Source organism: Chengkuizengella axinellae (assembly GCF_030730905.1).
In the GTDB taxonomy this organism is placed as follows: domain Bacteria; phylum Bacillota; class Bacilli; order Paenibacillales; family KCTC-33759; genus Chengkuizengella; species Chengkuizengella axinellae.
In genome coordinates, this window is record NZ_JAVAMP010000002.1 from 91,799 (window position 1) to 113,533 (window position 21,735).

General features: G+C 32.4%; 14 protein-coding genes. 6 read left to right on the forward strand and 8 right to left on the reverse strand.

The genetic code is table 11. From position 1 onward, the window contains the following. Positions 1–63: 63 nt before the first annotated feature. Positions 64–1,284 carry a phage head spike fiber domain-containing protein gene (locus Q5Y73_RS06070; RefSeq protein ID WP_305990968.1) on the forward strand — a complete coding sequence of 407 codons (1,221 nt, stop codon included), beginning with the start codon at positions 64–66 and terminating at the stop codon, positions 1,282–1,284. Between the two features lie 20 nt (positions 1,285–1,304). Beyond that, on the forward strand, positions 1,305–5,348 hold the full coding sequence (locus tag Q5Y73_RS06075) for a LamG domain-containing protein (RefSeq protein ID WP_305990969.1): 4,044 nt from the start codon (positions 1,305–1,307) through the stop codon (positions 5,346–5,348). Positions 5,349–5,581: 233 nt separating this feature from the next. Here the strand turns inward: Q5Y73_RS06075 and Q5Y73_RS06080 are convergent, their stop codons facing one another. From Q5Y73_RS06080 to Q5Y73_RS06100, 5 genes are all read right to left on the reverse strand, one after another. Next, positions 5,582–6,085: a DUF4352 domain-containing protein gene (locus tag Q5Y73_RS06080; RefSeq protein ID WP_305990970.1), complete on the reverse strand. Its 504-nt coding sequence runs from the start codon at positions 6,083–6,085 to the stop codon at positions 5,582–5,584. Between the two features lie 110 nt (positions 6,086–6,195). Beyond that, the gene (locus Q5Y73_RS06085; RefSeq protein ID WP_305990971.1) at positions 6,196–6,702 is read right to left on the reverse strand and encodes a DUF4352 domain-containing protein; all 507 of its coding nucleotides are present in this window, start codon (positions 6,700–6,702) and stop codon (positions 6,196–6,198) included. A gap of 111 nt (positions 6,703–6,813) precedes the next feature. Then, positions 6,814–7,314 (reverse strand): DUF4352 domain-containing protein, encoded by a 501-nt coding sequence (locus Q5Y73_RS06090; RefSeq protein WP_305990972.1) that lies wholly within the window; start codon positions 7,312–7,314, stop codon positions 6,814–6,816. 110 nt (positions 7,315–7,424) lie between these two features. Further along, on the reverse strand, positions 7,425–7,865 hold the full coding sequence (locus tag Q5Y73_RS06095) for a hypothetical protein (protein ID WP_305990973.1): 441 nt from the start codon (positions 7,863–7,865) through the stop codon (positions 7,425–7,427). 391 nt (positions 7,866–8,256) lie between these two features. After that, positions 8,257–8,769 (reverse strand): hypothetical protein, encoded by a 513-nt coding sequence (locus Q5Y73_RS06100; RefSeq protein ID WP_305990974.1) that lies wholly within the window; start codon positions 8,767–8,769, stop codon positions 8,257–8,259. A gap of 202 nt (positions 8,770–8,971) precedes the next feature. On the opposite strand from Q5Y73_RS06100, the gene Q5Y73_RS06105 reads away from it, so the two are divergent. Beyond that, entirely contained in the window at positions 8,972–10,777 is a 1,806-nt protein-coding gene (locus tag Q5Y73_RS06105) for a hypothetical protein (protein WP_305990975.1), read from the forward strand. A 30-nt stretch (positions 10,778–10,807) separates the two neighbouring features. On the opposite strand, the gene Q5Y73_RS06110 is transcribed toward Q5Y73_RS06105, so the two are convergent. From Q5Y73_RS06110 to Q5Y73_RS06120, 3 genes are all read right to left on the reverse strand, one after another. Further along, entirely contained in the window at positions 10,808–11,308 is a 501-nt protein-coding gene (locus Q5Y73_RS06110; protein ID WP_305990976.1) for a DUF4352 domain-containing protein, read from the reverse strand. Positions 11,309–11,603: 295 nt separating this feature from the next. Beyond that, positions 11,604–12,044: a DUF4352 domain-containing protein gene (locus Q5Y73_RS06115; RefSeq protein WP_305990977.1), complete on the reverse strand. Its 441-nt coding sequence runs from the start codon at positions 12,042–12,044 to the stop codon at positions 11,604–11,606. A 99-nt stretch (positions 12,045–12,143) separates the two neighbouring features. Continuing rightward, positions 12,144–12,647 (reverse strand): DUF4352 domain-containing protein, encoded by a 504-nt coding sequence (locus Q5Y73_RS06120; RefSeq protein WP_305990978.1) that lies wholly within the window; start codon positions 12,645–12,647, stop codon positions 12,144–12,146. Between the two features lie 356 nt (positions 12,648–13,003). Between Q5Y73_RS06120 and Q5Y73_RS06125 the strand changes: the two genes are divergently transcribed. From Q5Y73_RS06125 to Q5Y73_RS06135, 3 genes are read left to right on the forward strand one after another with little or no spacing between them, the layout of a single operon-like run. Next, on the forward strand, positions 13,004–19,336 hold the full coding sequence (locus tag Q5Y73_RS06125; RefSeq protein WP_305990979.1) for a glucosaminidase domain-containing protein: 6,333 nt from the start codon (positions 13,004–13,006) through the stop codon (positions 19,334–19,336). Positions 19,337–19,355: 19 nt separating this feature from the next. Continuing rightward, positions 19,356–20,354: a hypothetical protein gene (locus Q5Y73_RS06130; RefSeq protein WP_305990980.1), complete on the forward strand. Its 999-nt coding sequence runs from the start codon at positions 19,356–19,358 to the stop codon at positions 20,352–20,354. A 6-nt stretch (positions 20,355–20,360) separates the two neighbouring features. Continuing rightward, the gene (locus tag Q5Y73_RS06135; protein WP_305990981.1) at positions 20,361–21,716 is read left to right on the forward strand and encodes a hypothetical protein; all 1,356 of its coding nucleotides are present in this window, start codon (positions 20,361–20,363) and stop codon (positions 21,714–21,716) included. Positions 21,717–21,735 lie beyond the last annotated feature (19 nt).

Below are 21,735 nucleotides of genomic sequence, written 5' to 3' on the forward strand. Positions count from 1 at the left end.
TTTATTTTACAATTTTTTATTCATGGAATTATAACTTATCTGCAAAAAAAGGAGGGATAAATGATGTCAAAAGCGCATAATGGCAGTAGATTGTTACTAAATGATCAAATTATGCCTACAGAATATAACACATTTCACATGAATTGTAATGTTGATGCAAGTGCCATTTATAGAGGTTATTTGATCTTACCAGAAGAATCTACTTATACCTTACAACATGGTGAAGGGGTATTTGGAGGAAATGCCATTGCAATCGAAGAAGCAACGGAAAATTTACTAACAGATCCAATGAATCCAGACTCATGGTATAAGTATGCTGATCCAGAATATGGGTTTATTTCTCAGGAAATAATTGAAACGGAATTTGGAGTGAAGGGGCTTAGAAGAACGATAACGAGTTCAGATTATCGGAGTTCACTTGTGAGACTAGATTGGGATTATACAAAGTTAGATATAAATAAAACATATACTTTTAGTATTTACGCGAGAAGCAGTACTCCATCAGTTAACACTCGAATTCATTTTAATTTACAGTCTAAAGATGCTGAAGAAAATAGGGTGGATCAAAGTAAATATGTATATATTGATAATGTAGATTGGAAAAGGTTTGAATGGAGTTTTACTCCTGTAGACAGTGCTACAGCAAGTTTTATAAGTTATTTTAAAATCTATACACAATCAACCGACGGAGTTGAAAGAACAATAGAGGTTGTTATGCCTCAAATAGAAGAAAAGCCTTTTGTGACTTCATTTGTGAACGGTTTTAGGGAAGAAGGTAAATTAATATTTACTCCTTCCTTTATAAGGGATATTAATCATTTTACACTTAATTTTTGGGCAAAATCGTTATTTGAGGACCAGCCTAATGGTTTTTATATCAATATTGAAATAGATGAAAATAATAGGGTGTTTTTCAGGCCTGATACTGATCGGGATACAATTGATGGAGGAAGGGTAGTTGATGCTGAAAGTAATGATATAGGAAAGGTCAATTTACCTAGTTTATTGGATTGGCATATGTACACCTTACAAAGTGATGGGGACAAAATGAGAATTTTTATTGATGGAGAGCTTCAAATAGAAAAGGAATCTCTTCCAGAACTGCACGGTCAACCGACAAACTTAGGATTTGTTCAAAGAGTTGATGGTCTTGAAAACTGCAACTTTTTGTTGGATGAACTTAGAATAGATAATCAAGTTGTTGAGGAAGAGATCATAAAAGCATGGTATTTGTCTCAATCTTATTTTTATAATGCGCATGATTATAGAGCCCATGCTTATTAGATCATTTAAGGAGGGAAGCTATGAAATCATTCATACCTAAATATCATGGACGTGGAAGCACCCCTATTGACGGAGATACTACATTTTTAGCTCATTTTGATCAAGGTGTAAATGATAGTGTGAAAGAAATACATTCAATTGGGCATCAAAAAGCACTTTATTTTGCTGAAGATGGTTATATAGAAATTCAAAACCCCCTTTCCCATCAAGGAAATCTAGAACAGGAGTGGACAGTTGAAGCATGGGTTAAGATTGAAACGGATATTGGAAAGTCCCAATTTTTAATTGAAGGAATTAATTTAGGTGTAAAATTAATTCATGATGCTACAGGAAAAGCACTTCTATATTTAAATAGTGGTTCTAATGACTATTACTCTTATGGAAGTTTCAATCTGGGAGACGATCAATGGCATCATGTAGCTTTTGTATTTCGGAATGAGGATGGACTTCGGAGAATTTATATCGATGGAGATCAATACGCCTATGATGGACCTAATAAAACGAGTGCACCTGCAGGAATAAACAGCAGATTATATATTGGTAAAAACGTAGTAGGATCAATTTCAGATATTAAAGTTTGGGACAGAGTATTATCTATTGAAGAAATAGAGAAAAGTAGGAAGGGTTTAGTTAAAAGTGGTGATTCTAATTTAGTTGGTTACTGGAAGTTAAATGAAGGAGAAGGAAACATTGCTTACGATTTTTCTAAAAAAGGTAATAACGGAAATATTGTTAACGCTCAATGGTCAGAGGGAATGGCTAGTTATACGCTTATTGAAGGTGGATTTCCAAAAGGGAAAATTAAAAAACAAGAAGAAACAAAGAACGTATTTCAAAACCCTTGTTTTGATGATGAACTTGTGAACTGGATATTTGCATCATGGAGTACTGAAAAATATATAAAGTCCGTTATTTATTGTGATGGTTTAGAAGGCATTCAGAAAGCGCTTCGTATCGAACGGGTTCTTAGTGGAGGAAGTGCAGATTTTCATCAAGGAGATCTATTTGATGAGGGGAAAACGTATACCATGTCCGCGTGGGTTCGAGGAAATGGAGATTTTACAATTCATAATCATTGGGATGGAGAACTATCTAGAATAAGTTTAACTGAACAATGGCAAAAGGTGACGGCTACTTTTATTAAAGGGGGTAGCGAAGGGAACTATGCATGGTTTCGTGCGAATCATATACTCAACTATGTTGAAATTACTGGAGCACAAGTAGAGGAGAAAGCCTTTGCCACTGATTTTACTAGAGGAGTCAGAAGTGCTCGAGAGGCGTATGGGGGTGGTGTTTTATTAGAAGAAGGCACACAAAATTTGTGGTCAAACCTTAATGGAAGAGCAAGTTCGTTAACAGCAGGAGGAACAACTGCACCGACGGTTGAACTTGTGAATATGGAAACCCCTTTTGGCAGTGAAGCATGGAAAGTAACGTTACCTGCGAATAATGATACAGGTTACTTTGGTTGCAGAGTGACTGCAAATTCAGCAACGATGCACTATGATGGACAACCTTATAGTTATTTCACGTATGTTTACGGAGATCTAAACAATATTTATATTTATCCTACAGGCAGTAGGGGACAAAGTGGTTGTTCACATGACCCTAATCGAGATATTGGTGATTGGATGTGTTATGTTCATGAGAATAGGCAGGACTTCACAGGTGGATCTGGTTCATTATACATGTCCTATTACGCTAGTTCTGTTCGAACGTCTCCCACTGTATTTTATATAGCGATTGTTCAACTGGAACAAAAATCTTACAGTACCTCTTTTACGGAAAATGTTAGAGATCCATGTTATTTAGCATATCCGAAAGAAATGATTCATGCTTCTGAGGGGACGATCTCTTTTTGGTTCAATCCGTATCAAAAAAATCCTAATGAGTGGTCAGCGCTTGCAACGATAGGAGCATGGGATGATCCTCCTACTAAAGATTGGTTTTCTGTGTATTGGGGACAAGATTGGAATGAAGCGAATCGTATCAGTTTTGCGATTCACTCTCAAGAAGGTGAAGGTGTAAGTGTCAAAGTGGATAGTATGATCCATCCTCACTCTTGGTTATTTGTAGTTGCACGTTGGAATTTTAACAATCCATCTTCAAGAGCTTTACATTTAACCGTTTGGGATAGTGAAGGCAAGGAAAATCATGCATGTACTTCTTTAAACTTCGATCCTCCAACCTATGAAGAGTATTCATTAATTTACGTAGGATGTGCTAAAGATTGGACGCCTAATCATGTTGTTAATGCAATCGTAGATGAATTGAGAATAGATAAAGTGTATCGGACAAATTCGGAAATTAGATCTTGGTATTTTCAAGGAAAAGATCATTCGGTATTAGATATGGATCAACCCTTCCCAATAGATCTTTATACAGCAGCTTTATTTCATTATGATATCGATGCTTCAGATCAAATGAAAGGATTAAAACCGATAGGTTCTGAAAAAACACTTCATTTTGACGGGACATATCATATTAATTTGGGTAACCCATCTCAGTTGCAAATTGTTGGGGATCTTACGATTGAAATGTGGTTGAAACCTTCGGACTTTAGTGAAAGAAGAAATCCAATTGCCAAAGCCTATGGTGGAGAATACACGATTACACAAGAAAAAGATGGGGATATCTCATGGTATTACGGAACACACGGAGGAAATGGAAGTCCTTATCATGGGGTTCGAAGTACGAAATCCGTACAGCTTCATGAGTGGAATCATGTAGCCATCGTCAGAGATATGACTGTAATGAAGATGTTTGTTTTTATTAATGGAGAGGAAGCGGGAAGTACTTCTATTACTTATACTCCAGTTGCAGGGAACAACTCTATTTTGATTGGGGCAGGATATGTCAGTCCGTACATCGGTGAAATACGAGATATAAGAATATGGGCGAAAGCGAAGAGCAGGAATTCAATTTATGATGAAATGTATGATATACAAGATAAAACAGACTTAAGAGCTAGATGGCTATTAACAGAAGGTACAGGAGAAGTCATTTATGATTCCTCCCCCTATTATCATCATGGAATCTCTTCAAGTGAATTAAGCTGGTTAGATGGAGAGACGATTTATTCTATTGTGACTCATGATTCCACATTTTCTGGAAATGCAATCGCAATTGAAGAAGAAACGACCAATCAATTACCTTCACAGGATCATTTCATAACACGTTATGTAGATACTGCTTATGATAGTATTTCCAAGGAATGGACAGTTACCGTTCCAGCAGGAAGTACAAATAGTTGGAGGGGAATATTAGTGAATCATTCCCCTGTGATAGAAAAAGCAGGGGCTACGTATACGTTTTCATTTGAGATTTATACAGAACAAGAAGGGGTATATGTTTCTATCGATCTTAACAATCAGGGAGTTACCACATCTACAGGTACGAATGATAATCGAACGAGTGCTTCTTATACAAATACAGGGCTGTTAGAGTCTAAAAAGTGGATAAAGATGTGGGGAACGTATACTGTAAAGAATGATCAGGATTATACATGTAATAACAATATATATTATCACAATAATTTAATTCCAGAGACAGAAGTGACATATAAAGTAAGGAATATTCAGCATCAAAAAAGTGTATATCCTACTACTTTTATTGATGGGACGAGACCCGCAGGAAATGTAATCTATCCATTAAAGATTAATGCAGATGTGTTTACGATGAATTTTTGGGCGAAAACTTATCCTAATAACGATTTTTACATGTTAATGGAAACATCGAATAACAATCATGTTTTTCTAAAAACAGAAGGAGAAACAGCATTGGATGGGGGTAAGGTCATAAATGGAGAAATTGTTTCTATTGGTAAATCAACTATTCGTAGTGCATCTGAGTGGAACATGTATACATTGGTTAGTCATGGGGAATTTATGTCTATGTATCAGAATGGAGACTTACTTAGACAAAATCGTGTAGGTTCTCTTCGTGATAGTGCAATTCACTTCACTTTTAATGGCCAAGGACGAACTAACTTCTTAATTGGTGGATTAAGGGTGGATGAATTTCCTAGGACACAGGAAGAGATTCAGTCTTGGTTTGTGGATTAAGTGTATGCATCATTATTAATGGGAATTTAGTAATATGACACCCCAAAAAGGAAGAAACCATTTATGTAGTAGGTTCTATTACTTTTTTGGGGTTTTTCAGCGATCATATGAATGATAGATTTTGAGAAAAATCAAAATATATTTTTTCAAATGTCACAATACAAAAAAAGGAGTATATCAATAAGAGATAAGGTCAGAAAAATCAACTCTTTCCTCTTATTGATATACCCTTATTAAAACATTGTATCAGTTAAAAAAAATTCATAATCCCCTATTAATAGTAGCTTGTTACTATTTCCATATTCTAATTTTATTTCTTGTTCAATATCATCAGGGACTTTATAAGTTAAACTAATAAACTCATTTAATTTTGGATTTATCTTTATTGATTTCAATGATTCTTCTGGATTGTAAATTTCATATATATTACCTTTGCCATCAATTAATTCAAATTGATGACCATCTACTGTAATTGGCTTGTTTATCTCATTATTAATTAACAAATCAATTACTATGAAGTGAGAACTACCAGGGGATGCTTCTCCATAGGGAGAATTGGTTCTTATGTCAAGTATTTGTGCTCCATTTACCCCATTAGAATTTGAAGAACTATCAATTGCATAAGACCAGTCTTTAATACTAACTTCCTCATCCCTTGAAAGTACTTCTCGACTACATCCAATAGATAAAGATAAAGGAATAATTACAAAACAAAGTAATAGGAAATTTCTTTTCAAACAAATCATCTCCAAACAGTAAATTATTACAATGAAAATTATTATAGCATGATCTTTTGAAAGAATAGAGTAAATAGGGCATTTCAGTAGTTTAGGTCAACCAATTAAATTTAAAACATTGTATCATCTTCAAAGATATGATATTCACCAATCAATAGCTGTTTATTGCTATTACCGTATCTTATTGAAATGTCTTGTTCAATATCATTAGGAACCTCATAGATCAAATTAATTGACTTATGAAGTGATGGATTTATTTTTAATGATTTAATGGATTCTTCAGACTTATAAATTCCATACTCCTTACCACTTCCATCAATTAATTCAAATTGACTTCCATCGATTTCAATTGTTTTTTTCCCACTATTACTTATAACTAGAGTGAAAATAATAAAGTGAGACTGTTTATTAGAATATAGAGAATAAGGTGTAGAAGTCCTTTTTGTTATTTGTGGTGCTCCATTTACAGTATTTGTATTATTAATAGGTTTATAAAAAGCATAAGTCCAGTCCTTGATAGTAACTTCCTCATCCGATGAAAGTACTTCTTGACTACATCCAATAGATAAAGATAAAGGAAAAATGACAAAACAAAGTAATAGGATATTTCTTTTCAAACAAATCATCTCCAAATAGTAAATTATGACAATGAAAATTATTATAGCATGAACTTTTGAAGGGAATAGAGTAAATAGGGCATTTCAGTAGTTAAGATCAACCAATTAAAACTAAAACATTGTATCATCTAGAAAGGTTTCATAATCTCCAATTAATAGTAAGATATTGCTGTTGTCATATTTTATTTTTATGTCAGTTTGAATATTATCAGGAACTTCAAAAATTAAATCAATTGACTTTTGAAGTTGTGGATTAATATTTAGTGACTTTATGGATTCAGTGGGTTCATAAAAATTATATGTTTTTCCATTTGCATCCATTAATTGAAATTGACTTCCATCAATTTCAATTGGGTTATTTCCATCATTTCTTATGAGCATGGTAATTACAATAAAGTGAGAACCATTTGTCGAGAATTGAGGAACAGTAGATTCAGTTCTTCTTTCAAGGACCATTGTCCCATTCACACCTGAATCTAAAGAATTATAAATTGAATAAGTCCAATCTCCCATATTAACTTCCTCATCCCTTGATAGTGTTTCTTGACTACATCCAACAGATATAGATAAGGAAACAATGATTAAGCAAAGTACAATTTTTTTTTTATTCAAAACATGAACCTCCAAATAGAAAAATATAACAATAGAATTATTATAGCATGAACTTTTGAAAGGAATATAGTAGATAAGGCATTACAGTAGTTTAGATCAACCAATAAATTCTAATCCCAATATTCTGATTGTTTGTTGTAAATTTCGTATTCTCCAAGAAATAATGCTGTATTACTACCATCATATTTAACCCTTACATTATTTATGCCATCAGGTAAATTAAAGAGAAAAGACGTGTTTTTATTCATATTAGGGTTGATTACGATAGATTCTATACCCGGCTCATTTTCCCAATTTTCTATATCATAAGCAGAAATTGGAACATAAGTATTCCCATCTTCATCAATTAGCTTAAATTTATCCCCTTTAATTTCTATAGGTCTTTTATCGTTATTTTCCATTAAAAATATGAATGAAAGATAATAAGTTTCATTTTCTGCATAAACTGGTTTAGTACCATCATCATTTAATATTTTTGCTCCATGGACCCTCTCCCTACTACTAAGTTCAAAAGACCAATCCCTCATATTTACTTTTTCGCTTACTGACATAACATCTTCTGTACACACACTTAATGTGGATAAGAAAACTATTGAAATGCAAGATATAAGAAAGTATTGTAAATTATATATTTACACAAAAGTGCTATCCTAAAATCATTGTCTAGGATAGCACTTTATATAATAGTCTCATCATGAGGTATGAAAACAATTGTAATAAATACCATTAACACTTCTTCTCTATTGAAAAGGTTCTGACTCGTGGTAGTAAACTCCATAATTTCCAATATACACTAAATTATTACTATCTTCATAAGTTACTTTTAAATCTTCGACATCATCTGGTACTAAGTAGTAAAAAAATATTTTTGTATCTAATCCTGGATTCAATGACCTAGTAAATCAATTTTAAGCCCTCAAGCCCTGCTAAATTCAATGAAATTTAATTTTTAAATTCATCAGATTCATATTCATAAATTTCATACTTCCCCAATGAAACTAGTTTATTACTTCCTTCATATTTCACTTTTACCTCTTCTATACCGTAAGGGACAACAAAGTCAAGTGACATCAACGTTTCTATTTGAGGATTAATATTGATAGATACAATATCTCCTCTAGTTCCAGTTATACCTATTTCATAAGCAGAAAATGGGTCATATACATTCCCGTCTTTGTCGACAAGTTTAAACTTAGCTCCATTAATTTCAATCGCTTTATCGCTTTCATTGGATAGATATACTCCAAAATGAATATAATATGTACCACTTCTTGCATATTTAGCATCGTCAGTTTTATCCATAATGACTTCTGCTCCTATCGCTTCACTACTTAATTGATAAGTCCAGTCGTCTATATCAACTATATCATTGTCATAATAAACTTCTTCACTACTACATCCAAATAAGATGGAAAAGAACAATATCGAAAACAAAATAAATAGTACTTTCTTCATAAACAGCCTCCTAAATAGAAAAATATAACAATGGAATTATAACATGAAAATCCACCTCTCTGGAAGTTATTTACGAATAGCATAATCTAAGATCATTAGAGAAGTTTTGTTAATGTAACATTTATTTTAATAAACAATTTAAATCTGATCAATTAACAGATTAGAGTATTTTTTTTGCCATATTTAAGGAAGGATAAATATTTTGAGTAAAGATACTAATCTTGTAATCGATAGAGATCTCATAATGAACAAAGCATCGCTAAATAAAATATTACAAGATGTATATGATGTTGAACAACGGATCTCAGATACTTTAGATAATGAACATAAATTAAACGTAAGTATTGAATTGAATGAAAGTCAGTTAACAAACATTCAAAATAGTTTAAAACGAATCAATTCCGATCTACATGTAAACCTTCAGCTAGATCGTAAATCCACTTTAAAGCTAGAACAAGAAATTCAGCGCATTAAAACTTCGATTGACATGAATGTAAATGCACAAAGTTCAATGGGTGGAAAAAATCCACAAAGTAATCCAACTAATATACTAAATCAAATAAATGAATTCACGGGTAAAGTGGAGGAAACAAAATCTACATTTGAAAATTTGAATAGTTATGTTGATCTTGTGATGGGTTTTAGTTTTAAAAATGTGACTGATTTTGCAACAAAACTCTCACGAGGTTTTTCAAGATTATTACCGGTAACTGCAATTCTATTGGGTGCTTTTGAAGGGATTCCTTACGCAGTTAATAGATGGAAGGAATATCAAGCATACGAAGCTGAAAGGCCTAAGAAATTAAATTTTAATTCTGAAGGACAAAAAGAAGTTTTTAAATCTCATTTAAATAGATATTTTGAACTTCAAAATAAAGCATCTAGTCAAAAAGATACGATTCCGTTCGGAAAAAATATAATGGTTGAATATCCAAATATAAAAGCATTATCCAGTGAAGAGCAGAAGGAATTTAATAATCTTGATGATATTTTAAGAAGCAGAGGTGGAATAGAAGTATATAAGGAATATATAGATTATAAAAAAATAGATTCTAATGGAGTCGAACAATCTTATATGGTTCCTAATGCTTATTATGAAGAACATTCAGTCAAATTAAATGAACTATTTGACAATCTCACTTTGAAAGAAGTGGAATTTTTAGAACAACTACGTACAGAAATTGGAGAAATATACGAGTTATTTGGTGACATCAGTGATTACCAAGTCTTTAGTAATTTGGCGAATGAAATTAAAACTTCTGGAACAATTGAATCGGTCTTGTTTCTTTCAGATCAAATAAAAGAGTTAACTGTAAGTGCTTCTGCTTACAAGGAAATAGGTAGTTTCATTCAATTAAAAGATAATTTTAAAGATGAGAAAGAGAGGGTCACACAAGAAAAGGAAAAGATAGGAGAAAAGGCATGGGGATCAGTTGATCTAAAGGTAAGAGAAGATATCTATAATAATTATGACGAATATAAAGGAAATGAAAAATCTTATTTAGAAAAATTTAGAAATAGAAAAAATGAAGGTTTTAAAATAATACCAGAAGATAAGTTTGGAGATATTATAAAGTATTTCGATCTAGTAGATGAAATACAAGAGCTTGAAAAACATGATGGCATTTTTTCCGAAGGCGACAAAATCATACAAAACTACGGTAAACAAATCGCCCTACTAAAAGAACTCACCAACGAATACGTAGTAGCTGCATCGGGAATCAAAATATTTGATGAAGCCCTTAAAAGTGTGAGCAACAATATAAGTAATGCACAAACAAACTTATCTTTAGCGACTAGTGATGCATGGAAAATACAAGCAAGTAAAAATGTAATTTCTCAGATGGGGCAAGAATCTATATTACTAGAAGATAAGATTGCAAGTATACAACAACAAATGGTGAACTTAATAGAGACACATGGTGTCAGTGAGTTTACTTTTGAAAAACTATATATGCCTTCACCAGGAGATGAAGATGTATCAGGGATAAGAGATATGGTCAGATAAATCTACTTTCCTCTTATTGATATCCCCTTATTAAAACATTGTATCGTCTCCAAAGATGTGATATTCCCCAAGTAACAGCTGTTTATTGCTGTTACCGTATCTTATTGTAATATCTTGTTCGATATCATTAGGAACCTCATAGATCAAATTAATAGATTTATGGAGTGATGGATTTATTTTTAATGATTTAATGGATTCTTTGGGTTCATAAAAGTCATATTTATTTCCATTACCATCCATTAATTCAAATTGACTTCCGTCGATTTCAATTGGATTTTTTCCAGAATTACTTATAATTAATTCAATAACAATAAAGTGTGCCCCAGGAGCAGACATTTCAAGAAGTGATGAAGTCCTAATCTCAATAATTTCTGCCCCATTTACTCCACTCGAATCCGAGGAACTATCAATAGAATACGTCCAATCTTCAATACTAACTTCCTCATTGACTGAAAGGACCTCTTGACTACATCCAATAGATAAAGATAAAGGAATAATGACAAAACAAAGTAATAGGAAATTTCTTTTCAAACAAATCATCTCCAAACAGTAAATTATTACAATCAAAATTATATCACTCTTTTTAAATGATTAAAACCAAATAATGGAATTTACTTTTCTGATTATAGGAGATTTATCCATTTGTCATAGCATTGATAAAAAAAATCATCTTTAAAAGGACTATCCCAGAGTATTTAATGATTATTTTGGGATAGTCCTTTATTATTATTTTAGTTTAATGAAATTGATTGGTGAGTTATATTAGATGAAAGTAAATTTTTATCATGGGTTCAAAGTCGAAAATATGCAATTTAAAATCGAATAATCACCATTCCCCAATTAGTAATTGCTTGTTGCTTTTTCCATAACTTATTTTAATTTCAGGTTCAATATCTTTAGGAACTTTAAAACTTAATTTAATTGATGTATTTAGTTTGGGGTTAATGTTTATTTTTGTGGATTCTTTAGATTCTGTAGGTATGTATTCATTTCCATTTCCATCAATTAATTCGAATTGACTCCTATCAATTTCTATGTTCTTTTTTCCTATATTACTTATTTTAAGAGAGATAACAATATAGTCTAATAATGGAACATAATTTGAGTCTAGGCCTTTCACTCCTTTTGAATCTAAAGAGTTATCAATGGCATAAGTCCAATCTCCCATATCAATGTTCTCATCCATTGAAAGTACTTCTTGACTACATCCAACAAATAGAGATAAAGAAATAATAACAAAACAAAGTAAGAGGATATTTCTTTTCAAACAAATCATCTCCAAAGAGTAAAGAATTATTATAGCATGAACTTTTGAAAGGAATAGAGTAAATAGTGCATTTCAGTAGTTAAGATCAACCAATTAAAACTAAAACATTGTATCATCTCCAAAGATGTGATATTCACCAATCAATAGCTGTTTATTGCTATTATCGTATCTTATTGAAATATCTTGTTCAATATCATTAGGAACTTCATAGATCAAATTGATTGACTTATGGAGAGATGGATTTATTTTTAATGATTTTATGGATTCTTTTGGTTTATAAAACTCATATTCATTTCCAATTCCATCAATTAATTCAAATAGACTTCCATCAATTTCAATTGGACTATTTCCCTTGTTAATTAGTTTAAGAGAAATAACAATAAAGTGTGCACCTCCAGAAGAAAATTGAGCAAAATCAGAAGACTTCCTTATTTTAATGATTTCTGTTCCGTTTACTGGATTCGAATCCGAGTCTTTATCAATAGCAAAAGACCAATCTTTCATAGTAACTTCCTCATCCATTGAAAGTACTTCCTCACTACATCCAGCAGATAAAGATAAGGAAACAATGACTATACAAAGTACAAATGTTTTTTTTATCAAAATATGACCTCCAAATAGAAAAATATAACAAGAGAATTATATCATTAATAACAACTAAATTAAACTGAATAGTGGAATTCACTCTTAAAATCATATAAGAATAATTCATTTGAAATAGCATAAATACCTTAAAAAATAGAAGCTTAAATAATAAGAAAATTATCTTGATTTAGTTAAATATAAATTTATAAATTAGTTTGTTTGTATTTACGGGATTTCCAGTTAAAGGAGGGGGATGTAAAGTGAGCAACAAAAAAGTAGTGCTTAAAAACAGTACAAAAGCAATTGATATTTATGAATTTATAAATATCAGGAGAGAGGTATAATATACTCTTGCATTTTAAGGAGGGAAAACATTGAGTAACCATTCAAAATTGATTATCGATACGGAATTAATGACGAATAAAGCATCTTTCAATAAAATATTGCAAGATGTTAAAGAGTTAAATGATGAGATTTCAACAATGATAGATCTAGAATATGATTTAAAAATGAATATTGAATATAATCCAAATCAAACTAAAAATATTCAAAATAGCATCAATAACATGAATACAAATCTAAAGCTAGAATTACAACTAGATAAAAGATCACTGTTAGCAGTAGAACATGAGATTCAAAGATTAAAAACATCTATTGATGTGAACGTTAATACATCACCATCTAAAGAGAATTCATCAACTCCAATGAATATATTGGATCAAATGAATTCATTTTTTGATAATTTTGAATCTATGCAAAGTTCATATCAGAATTTTACAAACTATGTTGATTCAGTTTCGAGTTTTAACGTTGGAAGTATAAATAATGTAATATCTAAAGTTGTTAAAAATTTAGGAAAACTATCGTTAGTTACCGCGGGGCTGTTTGTTGCTTTCGAAGGGATTCCTTGGATAGTTAATAAGTATAAAGAAGCTCAAGAAAGAGAAACACGAAGAAATGCTACTAGACACGAAGGTTTGGTTTTTAATTCAACTGAAGAAATAGATGACTTCAAATTGAGGTTCAATAGATTAAAGGAGTTACAAATAAAAAAACTTGAAGATCAATATAATAGTCTTCCAAAAGATGAATTTAATGAGTATGTGTCACTTCAAAATTCACTGTATAGAGATGGGTTTAATATAGATCCAGATATTGCTTATGCGGAATATGGATATAAAGATGATCCGACAAATCGTCATGAAAAGCCAAAGATAGCAGAAGTAGACTTCTATGATGAAGAAAGTATTAAGAAGTTAAAGGAAAGACTCGTTATTCAACTTGATATAGATACTTCTAAAATATTTGATATGTTCGAAGAAATACAAAATTATGATTTGTTTAGTGGTTTAGTAAATAAAATAAGTTATTCAGGAGCATACGATTCAACTGGGTTTTTATCCAGAGAAATTGAGTCTTCAATGAATATTATCCCTACTGTGTACGACGGATATAATTTGTTAAAAGAAAAGCAAGTTAAGTTGGATAAAGAAAATGAAAAATCTAAATTAACTATAGAATCTAAAGAAGAAAGTTTAAGATTAGACAGTGGTTATTCAAATTATTGGATAGATAATTTTAAAGAAGAGTATATCAAAAATAGAGAAAACCGTACTGAATTCCTTAACGAATATGATAAAAAAGACGTGAAAGATTTTGCAGATTCTTTTGAAATCCACCTTCAAGGTTTAGACGAATACGATAAATTATCAGAAGATATCCTTAAAGTTTCTGAATATTTAGGTCAACAAACTTTAAAGCTGAAAGAACTTAACAGTGCGTACCTTGTAGCTGCATCAGGTATTAATTTAATGGAAGGTGCACTAAAAAAACTCAGATCTAATGTTTCTCATGCTGAAAATGTCCTCACTCTCTCAAGCGATTCCAATAAATTGGAAGCATCCAAAAATCTATTCTCAGCGATGGTAAAGGAATCTGAAGCTTTAAAATTACAACTATATGGCGTTCAACAAAGTATGAAAGAAATTGAAAAGGCTCGACCAAACGATGATTTTTCAATTGAACATTTGTATAATCCGAATTCAGAATTATCAGAATTTGAACAAGCATATAAACAAGACTATGAAAATCAATTTGAAATTCAAGAAATATATGAAGCTAATTTGGTTTCCTTAAGACAACAAATAGATGCTTATGAACAACTTATTGTTTCATCAGATAAATATAGAATGGCTTGGGAAAGTGTAAATGAAAGAATTGAATTAAGTAAGTCTTTACAAAAAGAATTAAGAGATGTTTCTGCGGAGTTTCAAGTGTCAGTAGAAAGAGCGCCAGAACTTTCGAATTTACTAGGTAATCAGTTTAATTCTTCAGAATATTTAATATCAGCTGGAGAGCAGAAGAGAGATACGGTACTATCTGTAGCTGAAAAAGCACAAAAGGCATTAATAACTTATGGTGATGATGCTGAAAAATTACAAGAGGCTCTTAATGAAATAAATGCAACCATGGGATCTGAGTTTGATACAGCATTCATTCAACCTTTAAAAAGTCTGATTGAAAATGATATACGAGAATCGATAGAAAACACGAAAGAGTCAAATGAAACATTATCGACTACGACCACATCTTTAGAAACGGTACTAAGTGGATTTGGAAGTGCGTTCGATAATTTTATAACATACTTGAATAGTTTAAATATTGATATGAATTCATTAGAAAGTAATGAGGTAGCTGAAGAAATAAGGACTAATGAGCAGAGAGGAAGCACTGGCACTGCTCAAGAATTTAGTTCAGCTCCATGGTATTCAAATAATGATAAACCAGATTGGTTAAGAATAACTGATAATATTCTTGGAATAGAGTCGACTCCAGTAAACCAATCAAATCTTTTTGGTTTTTCACAATCGGCAAATCCTGGGTATAATTCTAGTTCAGTGGATTATTATCAGTTTTCACAAGCTCCTGACTTTTCAAATGTTAATCCTAAAAGAGATATACAAGGAGATATTCTAAGATCATTTGGCAATGGTTATAATGTTACAGCAGCAGATTTAAATAAGCATCTGGAAAATGGTCTGAAAAATACGGGTTCAATATTCATGGAGGCTGCTAAAACATATGATCTTGATCCAGCATTCTTAACAGCCATAGCAATACATGAGACGGGAAAAGGAAAAACGATAACTACCAACAATGTTGGCAACATTCAAGCTAAGAAAGGTTCTGGAGAAAAATGGAGAAGTTATGAGAATATAACAGAGGGGATTTATGACCTAGCACGTTTGATTGATGAAACATATAGAGATTTGTGGGGATTAACTTCTGTTACTGAAATTGGGACTACGTATTCTCCTCCAGGTGATTCAGCTGACCATAATAAAATTAACCAATATTGGGTACCTAGAGTAAATGATTACTATAACGATATTACAGGAGCAAATTTCGGAATTCCATTAAAAACAATTCAAGATTTATATTCACAGGCGAATTTACCTCAACCAAAATCAAAGGTTGAAGAAGCTCTTCAAGATGATGAAAAAGCAAAAAATCAGCTTTTAGAATATACAAATACTCTCCCTGCTTATAAAACACAGACAGAAATTACTAATCTTCTGAAAAAAGCTATAGAGGAAAGATTAGATTATGCAGAAATAGCTGCTCAAGAACCTTCAAGATTATCTGGACTATCAATAGATTCTACGATAGCAAAGTACAACGCAATTGGAAATGCGCGAAAAGAAACGGTGGAATCTATTACCTATATCAACTCACTAATTTCTGGTTTTCATGAACAGATTTCTGATTTGCAGAGCTCTATAATAGAAGCAGAAAAAGATAATCAACCTGAGCTAGTATCTGCCATGAAAAGTGAGATTGATTCAATATATTCTTTAATCACCACTTTAGAAAAGAATACAGAATCTTTGGAAGAGTTTGATGCAAAATTAAAAGAAAGAGAGTTTTCTGATCCAAGACAAAATGCTGACGAAGCTAAAAATTACATTGTCCAAGGTTTATCAAAACTGGATTATATAGATAAGAGCGGGAATACAGGCGGTATCGACTGGTATAAAGGACTTCAAGATGTCCAAGATATGTTCTCGCAATATCTCACAATGGATAAGAAATTAGCAGTGTCTCAAGACATTTTTGATAAAACAGGTTTTGGTTATGAAAACCTAGGGAAATTAAAACAAATTAAATTCCAAGATGATGTGAATCTATTATTTGCGCAAATGGAAGATATAAATGATAAATTATCTAGGTTTGCTGAAGGAACAAATGATTGGCACGTCATTCTCCAAGATGCGGTTCAAACGCAAGAACGATTGTTAGAAATGGAAAACCTAAAAACAGAAATGGCTAAACGCTGGTTTGAAATCTCTGGACAAGGGTTGGATGCCTACGTAAATGCTAGAGCTTATACCCAAAGCAGGGATTTATCTCAATCATATTCTAACTTAAATGATGCTACGGATTATTACCAGGATAACTATCGATCTTTAGATCAAAACGAAGAACTATCTAATCTTCAAATTATCAATGAGATGCATTCTCAAATGGCAGCTGTAATGGATGATTACCGTAATGCGATCGTAGGTGCATATAAAGCGGGTGCCATTAGTTTAGACGACTACATTGAAAAACTCTACGACTTAAGAGATTTACAAACCGAAGCAAAAGAACAATCGTTAACGATGTTTGAAGGCATTACGTCGAGTATGACAGATTCCTTATCTGGTGCAATCTCTAGTGCGATGAAGGGAAGTTTTGAAGCTCCGTTAGATTTTGCCCAAAACTTTAAAAATTCTCTAGCGGACATAGTATCTTCTCAATTCTCGAATTTATTATTAAACAATTCAGGTTTAAAAAACTTAATGGATGAATTCAGTGCATCGATTTCTGAAGCAATGACGTCAGGAGATGTCAATGAAAGCTTAAATGCATTTAACTTCAATGATTTCAACGACCAACTAGATGGTGTATTAACTCAAGTCATGCCTTATATAGAACAGATCGCTGCAAGTACAGACGGCATGTTCGGAATCATGAAGAATGAAGTCTATAACGCACCTGAAGGATTTAAAATCGATGAATATTTATACGATATGGCAAAAGGAGCCAGTTATGAGGATGTCGCTCCTTGGTTAGGGAATCAGTCAGGACCAACCAATGAAGCTGGGTCTCCAGTTGGAGGCAATGAAGATGACGATCTGATTACTGTCGATCCTCTTCCGAAACCTTCATTTAATCCAAGGATTGTAACGAAACCTATTGATCCTATTAGATCTACTGGTAGACCTGAATATGGTTTGCCTGAGGAGAATCCGGTATTAGATGCACTAAATGCGATCATCCATGCGAAAGAATTGTATAATGCAGATTCTTCACTAACAAGCTCAGCAAATGCACTTGTTCATAGTTCTGCAAATGATGGAAGAGATTTATTAGAACGTCTAGGTGCGACAGATATCTTAAAAGATATTGGTGATGGTATAAACGGAATGGATTTAGAAGAGCTAGAGGCTTATGTTCGAGATAATGAAGACAAAATTTCTCAGTATAATCAAGAAGATTATCAATATAGTGACCGTGATTTAAAGAAAGCAAAAGATTATATCTCTGAGAGTGGAGAACTAGAACAAAAGCTTCAAAGTGTTGGAAGAACAAAAACCAATACGGAGAAAAAGATAAAAGAAAATCCATTTGGTATGAGTGAAAAAGATTTTGAGAAGTATTATGCCAATAAAGCAAAATATAATGATGCCTCTGATAAAGAGAAGAAAAAACTGAATAAAGAAAATGAAGCATTAAGAAAACAATATGGCATTGAGAAAGATGAATACAATGTTCAAGATTTAAATTCTTATATGACTGGGGATTCAAGTGATTTATCAAAAATAGAGTCGAATGGACATAATAGTAATGTGATTATGGGATCAGTGGATGACAAACTAGGTGAAAACAATGGTTTATTATCAACTCTTATTGGTGGCGTATCAGATGTAGTTGGTGCCATTTCATCGGCTTTTAAAACAAGTAGTTCAAGCAGCTCATCAAGTAAAAGCTCGTCAAGTAAAAGCTCATCAAGTAAAAGTACAACAAGTAAAAATACAAGAAGTAAAAGTACGACAAGGAAAAGTTCTTCAAAATACCAAGACGCTGACAAAGACGGTCGAGATGATAGAGAGTATGGGAATAATGGTGCTGGTACGGATAAAGAGAAAAAAGATAATGATAATAGATTAAAGAAAGATTCTAAATTTAGAGAAACAGAGCGTGAACGTGCTGAGAAAGTAATTAAAAATAGAAAAAGAGCAGGTCTAGATACGAAGGCACAAGAAGATTATTTAAAAAAGATTGATAATTATCACAGCGGCGGCATAGCAGGTCTGAAGAAATTCACGAGTGGTGTGGGGCTATTGCCGAACGAGCTTAATTCCATATTACAACATGGTGAAGTCATATTACAACCAGGCCAAATTCAAGATATGATGCAGGTTGGAAAGTATGAAGGAATCACTAACCGCCTCTATACTATGGGACAACCTATTAATTCAAGTACTGGTTTAACTGGAGACAATAGTGAAGATATCAATATTAACATTAATATCGATGGGAATGGAAGCGTGGATGAAGAGAGATTAAATCGAACGGTAGATAGTGCAGTAAGAAAGGCCATTTTACAAGCTAGAAAAGCAGACCGATTTAATAATCTTCAAACAAGAGGGGTTTCATATTAAAAAAAAGGAATGTTGCAGTATGAGATGGAGATATGGAAATTATGAATTTCACATCAATCCAGATAGGCAGTCAGACAACATAACCTTAGTAGGGGACAATGTACGTACTTTAAATGGTACGTACATTGCACAACCTACAGGGGTTGTAGAAAAGTTAAACTTTGAATCTGTTTTTTATCAAGGAAGAACAAAAATAATAGATGAGAAGAGCTTACTACATGCTGATAAATTCTGTTATGGAGCAGATCGTTTATACGTTTTGAATAAAAACCAATATGTAATCTATGTATACAATCAAAATTTAGTTCAAATAGATGAGATGGCAATACCAGGAGAAGCGGGTCAGGAATATATTTCTATCGCAGTGGATTCACGCAGTATATGGCTGCTAGGCTTAACACAAAATGGAACGTATTTCATTAATAATCTAAACATACATGATGCAACGCTCATTCATGAATACGAGCTGTCACATTTACTTATAGAACCAATAGGAATGACATGTATTGAAGACAGCATTGTGTATATAACTGACGATGATGGTGCGATTGAGGGATATCATTTAACTGGGGGAAATGACTACAAAGTGACAAGCTTTATTATTCCAAATTTCCCACATCATGTTGTTGGCCTTACATCTTATTCAGAGTTTTTAGTCATAGGATGCAAGCAAGATCAACAAACCGTAATTTATCATGTTGATATTCATACACATGAAATCGTGAATACAATCATGATAGAAGACGAGAGCGGTATTGATGATATTTGTATGGATGGGGATCATTTTGTCACATATAACAAAAATATAAAACGATTGACATTTATAAGAGGTAACACAACGCTGCTGGATAAATACTTGTTAGAAAGAGAAATAGAATCTAAACGAAATGTTAAGTTAATAGATGATATGGGAGTAGAAAGGAAAGTAGTGGTAGAATCCTATGATGCTACAAGACTTATGGGACATGAACATATGTATATTATTTCTATGTCAGTTCAGAATACAGATGGGGGATGATCATAAATGAAATGGAGAGTTGGTAATCATAGTTTCAAAATCAACCCTAAGCAAAATAATAATAACAAAACAGCGTTATTAAACAGTACGATGGGTGTAAATGGGGAGCAAACAAGTGCTGTACCGTATTACAGCAACCATCTTCAATTTACTGTAGATATCGTTGAAAAGAACACTAGGTTGATAAAGAAGTTTTCTCATATAGATTCTGCAGATTTCGTTTCCATTTCACATGATTTTGGGTTAAATCAACTTCATATATTAGATGGCAACTTAATTCATGTTTATTCAGAAGATGGAACTTTGGAGTCCATTTATTCTGTTAAGCCCAAAAATGTGATAAGATCGATTGCTATATCAGAGGCTACTGGATTAAACGCAGCCAATGCAGTGGACGGAAACGATGTTACATTCTGGAATATGCAAGACTCAAAAGGATCTATTTCATTGGATTTAGGATTTCATATTTCACTATCTAGAGTAAGCATTCTTTGTGAAGGAAAACAAACGTTAGACGTATCCATATATTCTGATGATTCAGAATTATTAAATGATTCATATGAAACTTCAGAGGAAGGAGATATTTGGATTGATTTCCCTGCAACCAGCATGAGGCAATTAAGAGTAGAGATTAATAATGCAAGCAGCCAACAAATTTATAATATAGAAGCCTACTATATACCCTCTGTTAATCCTACAGGCATCGTTCATTTGATGAATGAAGTCGCATTTTTCTATGAAAATGATGAGGGAAAAGGGACTTTAATGATCACAGACAACTATGGGAGTGAATTGCAGAAATATGTATATTCTGATGTGGATGGTATAGAGAGTACAAGACAGTTGGCCTGGGATGTTGGAACCCCATATATTTATACAGTAAGTAAATATGGGAAAGTATATCAAATTAATAAATTAACAGGTGCTTATACTCTCATTCATGAAACTGAAGACTACAGAAATAATAAATCTTATGATTTGAACGTTTATCAAGGGATTGATATATATAATAGTCATTTTTTTGTTCTATCAAAACAAAACCAAATCGATTTCTTCGATGTAAACTTTAATAAAATTTATTCAATAGACTTGTTAGGTCACAATTTGATTAATCTTGGCGTCATAGACCAATCTAATCAATGGTTTGTATTAACAGATCAGCACTTGTCATTATTCGAAATGAACCTAGCAAAGTTGCAGCTAGAGGACTTGAAATCAGAAGCGAAAAAAGGCATGGTGACCATTACAGACGATAATAATATAAAACATAAGGCAGTAATTAAACAAATAGGAATCAATCGATTCAGAAATTTAAATGAAGCAAGATATGAGGTTTCATGTTCTGGTGATTTGGTTACTTAGTTGGGATGAGGAGGGATTA

Bases quoted from the DNA above. Each gene is read 5' to 3' on its own strand.
- Q5Y73_RS06070 (WP_305990968.1), top strand. From the start codon at position 64: ATGTCAAAAGCGCATAATGGCAGTAGATTGTTACTAAATGATCAAATT.
- Q5Y73_RS06130 (WP_305990980.1), top strand. From the start codon at position 19,356: ATGAGATGGAGATATGGAAATTATGAATTTCACATCAATCCAGATAGG.
- Q5Y73_RS06100 (WP_305990974.1), bottom strand. From the start codon at position 8,769: ATGAAGAAAGTACTATTTATTTTGTTTTCGATATTGTTCTTTTCCATC.
- Q5Y73_RS06095 (WP_305990973.1), bottom strand. From the start codon at position 7,865: ATGTCAGTAAGCGAAAAAGTAAATATGAGGGATTGGTCTTTTGAACTT.
- Q5Y73_RS06135 (WP_305990981.1), top strand. From the start codon at position 20,361: ATGAAATGGAGAGTTGGTAATCATAGTTTCAAAATCAACCCTAAGCAA.
- Q5Y73_RS06075 (WP_305990969.1), top strand. From the start codon at position 1,305: ATGAAATCATTCATACCTAAATATCATGGACGTGGAAGCACCCCTATT.